This is a genomic window from Piscinibacter sp. (genome assembly GCF_050175855.1).
GTDB lineage: Bacteria > Pseudomonadota > Gammaproteobacteria > Burkholderiales > Burkholderiaceae_C > Piscinibacter.
In genome coordinates, this window is record NZ_JBFXIO010000374.1 from 1 (window position 1) to 5,029 (window position 5,029).

Genomic DNA, 5,029 nt, shown 5'->3' on the forward strand with positions numbered 1-5,029 from the left:
CTTCCTTCGACGCGGGTCGATGGAGCGGGGATCGGGACGAACTGCCGTTGCCCGTGGTCGACGAGGTGTGGGATCGCGTCACCACGGATCGCCAGGGCTGCGCCGGTTCCAAGTGCCCCGAGTTCGCACGGTGCCCGTTCCAAGCCGCACGGCAGCGGGTCAAGGAGGCGGACCTCGTGATCGCCAACCATGATCTCGTGCTGTCGGCCATCGACATGGATGGGGCGAGTGTCCTTCCGCCGCCCCAAGAGACCATCTACGTGTTCGACGAGGCCCATAGCCTGGCTGCCAAGGCCGTCGAGCACTTCTCGGCCAGGCATGCGCTGCGCGGGGCGATCGACTGGCTGGAAGGAGCGTGCAACGCGGTGCGCGATGCGGTCCTCGGGCTGCGGCTCGACGAGCAACTGATCCGCGACAGCCGGGCCAGTGCCGAACGCATCGAGCGGGCGCTGCGCGATCTGCACCACCGGATCCACGGCACCAACGGTTTCGAGGAGAAGCGCGCCCGCCGGTTCAAGTCCGGGCCGTTGCCGGACTGGTGCGAGGCGGCTGGTGGGCAGGTCCTGGCCGCCGGCGAGGAGTTGCAGAAGACCTTCGCTTCGCTCCGGGAGTATGTCCTCGAGAAGGCGCCGAGCGTGGGCACGCTGGCCACGCAGGTCCTGTCCGTGCTGGGCTTCTACGTGGTGAGGCTGGACAACCTGGTGGACACCTGGCACCTGATGCTGGCCGAGCAGCCGGAGGATGCGCCGCCGATCGCGCGCTGGATCGAGCGGCATGACGAAGGAGGTCGCCCGGACGACTATCTGGTCTGCGCGTCGCCGATCAGCGGCGGCGACAAGCTTCGCAAGCTGCTGTGGAATCGCGCCAGTGGTGCCGTGGTGATGTCTGCGACCCTGACGTCGTGCGGCACCTTCGATTTGTTCCTGCGTCAGTCGGGTCTCGGCTGCTTCGACAGCCCGGCCTTCCTGCGCGTTGAGTCGCCCTTTGACTTCCGCAAGAACGCGCAGCTCGTGGTGCCGGCGATGCGCACGGAGCCGACGGCCGCGGAGCAACACACGCGCGAGGTCAGTGACCGGCTGCCAGCCCTCGTGGAGACCCTCGGCACGCTGGTGCTCTTCACATCGGCACGGCAGATGCGCGAGGTCTACGCCCAGTTGCCCGAGGAACTGAGGCGGGTCACCTTGGTGCAGGGGTCGATGCCCAAGGGCGAGATGCTTGCGCGGCACCGCGCAGCCGTCGACCGCGCCGATCGGTCCGTGCTGTTCGGCCTGAGCACCTTCGCCGAAGGCGTTGATCTGCCAGGGGAGTACTGCACGCACGTCGTGATCGCCAAGCTCCCGTTCTCGGTGCCTGACTCGCCGCTCGAAGAGGCGCGGCGTGAGTGGGTCGCGTCGCGGGGTGGGTCGCCCTTCATCGAGATCACGGTGCCGGAGGCCGCGGTGCGGCTGAAGCAGGGCCTGGGGCGGCTGCTTCGCACGATCCATGACCGAGGACGCGTGACGATCCTGGACAGGCGGATCGTGACCAAGCGCTGGGGTGGGCTCCTCATGCGCGGCATGCCCGACTTCGAGGTCGTGATCGAGCGTGGTCGCGCAACCCGCCCAGCGGCGGCCCGTACCGAGGACTTGAAAGAGCCGACTCCGGCGGGACCATGAATCTCCACATTCACCAACTTACGAAGGAGAGCTGTATGGTCGCAATGGCACAGAGCAAGGCGAACGGGCAGGGCGGTGGCCTGGTCCCGGCCGCGGGCGGCGCGGTGGCGATCCCCACGCTGCTGGGTCGCTCGGCGCAGCGCATCCCGGTGGGCGGCCGCATCCGGGCCGGCATCAAGGTGCTGACCCGGCGAGCGGCCGAGTCCAGCCAGGCGCGCGAGATTTACGACGCCGGCGTTGCGCAGGGCAAGGGGTTCGACGCGATCGAGCGGGAACTCGCCGCGGTGCTGCCCGACCTCAAGAACCCGCTCACGCCGAAGAACGTCCCGTACTTCACCGTCCGAGGCGAGGACTTCCCGAACCCCGAACTCGCGCAGCAGATCATGAACCTGTATGCCGAGGACCGCGGTGACGGTGTCCAGCGTCTGTATCGCTTCCCGGTGGTGTTCCCGGCCGATGCCTGGCAGAACGTCATGCCGCATGAGCTGGTGACCTGGACGTCCAGCGAACGGCGCTTCTGGTCCGAGTACTCCGAGGACGGGCAGACGCGGTACTGCAAGACCTACGGGCAGCCACCGGCGCCGGGCGCAGGCCGCCGCGTTGTGCGTATCTTCGGCGGCCGCAAGGTGACGCTGCGCGCCGAGAACAACGGGCTGTGCGATCCCGAGAGCTGCGCCGAGTACCAGGGCAAGAAGTGCAACCTGTCGGGCCGGTTCATCTTCTTCGTCCCTGGCATCAAGTCGATCAGCGCCTTCGAGCTGCCGACGAACAGCTTCTACGCCATGCAGGCGGCGATCGAGAAGTTCCAGACGATCGGCTTCATGCGCGGCGGCCGCATCTCTGGCTTCCTCGACGGCCAGCGCACGCCTTTCTACATCAGCAAGCGCCTGGTGGAGGTCTCGCGGATCGACGAGGAAGGCCGTCCAACCCGCGTGGCCCAATGGCTGATTGAACTCGAGGCGCCGGTGGATCCGACCGCACTGCTGCGCCACGACGAGGACCTCGACGCGCTGGAGCTTCGCGCTGCGGATGCGGCCAACGTCCTCCAGGGCCATGGTGGCGGGACGAGCACCGCCCAGGTGATCAGTGAAGACGGCGTGATCGAGGTCGCGAGTCCGTCTCCCGTGGCCGAGCAAGCCGGGGAGCGCGGCCAGCGCTCTTCCGGCGCGTCAACCGCGAGCAGGCCGGCGGCGCCGGCGCGGGCCGAGCCTGCGCGCTCCGGCCAGCCGAAGCGCGGCGAAGCGCCGCCGGCTGGCAGGTCGGCAGCGGCGGACGCCGGTGTCGAGGCCAAGGAGGTGGCGTGGCTGTTCGATGCCGCCGCGGCGCTTGGTGTCGACGCCGAGAGCTACGAGCGCTACGCCACCAAGCGCTGGGGCCAAGGCTGGAAGAAGGCCGCCGGTGGCCGCAAGCGTGCACTGGAGGACCTCGCACCCTTCCAGGACGACGGCGCCGGCTTCGTCGAGAAGGTGAAGGGCGAGCTCGAGGTCTGGGCCTGAGTGCGGTCGGCGCCGTGCAAGGCGGCGCCACCGCTGGACCCGCCAGCGCTTGAAGCCAGGCGCCGCGGGCCGATGCTGGCGGCGGGTGCTCAGGACGCTCACGCACAACCGACGGAAGGAACTCTCATGATCAAGGTGGCGCAGTTTTCGGACCTGCACTTCAGCGGGAAGAACCTCGACGAGGCGGGCCGATGCTTCGGCTTCGCGGTGGACCAGGCGATCAGGTACGGCGTTGATGCGGCCGTGATCTCGGGCGACGCGACGGACCATGCGCTCGACGTGCACAGCCCGGCGGTCGAGCGCCTTGCGCGCGAGGTCCGGCGTCTCGCCGACCACTGCCCTGTGCTGATGCTGCAGGGGACGTTTTCTCACGAGCCTCCCGGCACCCTGGCGATCTTTCCGCTGCTCGGCGGCCGGCACCCGGTGTTCGTGGCGGACCACCTCGGCCAGGTCGCACTGATGGAGGAGGGCCGCTGGGTGCCCTCGAAGGCCTGGCGCTTCGACGCGGTCCCCGCCGGAGCGCGGGCCATCTTCACCTGCGTCCCGACGGTCAACAAGGCGGTCGTGGCGGCCACGGTCGGCGCCACCGAGGCTGCGGAAGCGGTCGGTCAGGAACTGGCCGCGCTGCTGGCCGGGTACGGGTCGATCAACCGCGCCGCACGCGCAGCGCAGGTGCCGACGATCGGCGTAGCGCATGGCACGGTCACGGGCTGCGTGACGGAGCACGGCGTCCCGATGGCGGGCTTCGACCACGAGTTCACCACCACGAGCCTGTTCTCCGCAGGTACCCAGGCCTTCATGCTCGGGCACATCCACAAGCATCAGAGCTGGGACGACGGCGGGCGACTGATCGCCTATGCCGGCTCGATCGGCCGCTTCCACCACGGCGAGCTCGATGCCAAGGGCTTTCTGCTGTGGGAGGTCGAGGCGGCGGCGGCTCGATTCCAGTTGGTCGAGACGCCGGCGCGGCGCACCGTGGACCTGGAGTTCGAGGGTGTGCCGGATGCCGAGCAGATCGCCGCGGCGGTTCGTGAAGTGAACGTGTCCGGCGCCTACGTCCGGGTGCGGTGGCAGGTGGGTGAAGAGGAACGAGGCAGCGTGGACCGCGAGGCCATCAAGCGTGCCCTGGGCGACGCCGCCGACGTCCAGCTCGAAGGGCGGGTCGTTCCCGTCGTGCGCAGCAGGGCGGCAGGGATCTCGCGCGCGTCGTCGCTGCAGGAGAAGGTGAGGGTCTGGGCACGCGCCACCGGCAGCATGGACGGTCCGCTCATCGAGCGCCTCGAGGCCCTGGCCCACCGCGAGCCCGCCCAGATCGCGAATGCGATCCTGGCCGGCGACGAGGAAGCCGGGCCGACTACCGAGCCGGTCCCCGACGAGACGGCGCCGCTGCCGCAGCCGTCCGGGGACGGGCGTGTGGCGGAGGCCCTGCGCGAAGCCGAGGCGATGGAGCTGTTCTGAAGCGGACTGGTCTTGAAGGAAGTGAAGGCGGCGGGAGACTCGTACGAAGCGGGTCGATGGGCGGCCGTGCATGGAGCAAGAAGATGGACGATCAAGTGAAGCAAGCGGACGAGGTGTCCCGCGACGGCTACCAACCGCTGTCGCTGACGCTCACTGGTTTCAAGGGGATCCGCAGCGGTCTCGGTCGTGACACGATCACGCTCGACCTGGAGGCGCTGGTCGGTGACGCGCAACTGGTGGCCATTGCGGGCAGCAACGGGCGCGGGAAGACCACGGTCATGGACAACCTGCATCCCTTATGTTGAATTCACTGTGTCAACAGTGGGCCAAGACGCGGCGTCTCACTGCCGCTGCAGGGTGGCAATCAATGGGCATGAAAGCTTGCCCCGCCTCGTGCAGCAGTCGCGAACGAGGCCAGCC

General features: G+C 68.8%; 4 protein-coding genes. All 4 read left to right on the top strand.

Translation table 11 applies throughout. The features are described 5' to 3' along the window. A partial coding sequence (locus tag AB7U92_RS21710) for a helicase C-terminal domain-containing protein (RefSeq protein WP_428581978.1) occupies positions 1-1,655 on the top strand: 1,655 nt, incomplete at its 5' end. Positions 1,656-1,690: 35 nt separating this feature from the next. Then, positions 1,691-3,151: a hypothetical protein gene (locus tag AB7U92_RS21715; RefSeq protein WP_428581981.1), complete on the top strand. Its 1,461-nt coding sequence runs from the start codon at positions 1,691-1,693 to the stop codon at positions 3,149-3,151. Positions 3,152-3,277: 126 nt separating this feature from the next. Then, complete coding sequence (locus tag AB7U92_RS21720; RefSeq protein WP_428581984.1) at positions 3,278-4,609, top strand: metallophosphoesterase family protein; 1,332 nt, start codon at positions 3,278-3,280, stop codon at positions 4,607-4,609. An 83-nt stretch (positions 4,610-4,692) separates the two neighbouring features. Further along, positions 4,693-4,914: a hypothetical protein gene (locus AB7U92_RS21725; protein ID WP_375138833.1), complete on the top strand. Its 222-nt coding sequence runs from the start codon at positions 4,693-4,695 to the stop codon at positions 4,912-4,914. The last annotated feature ends 115 nt before the right edge of the window (positions 4,915-5,029 follow it).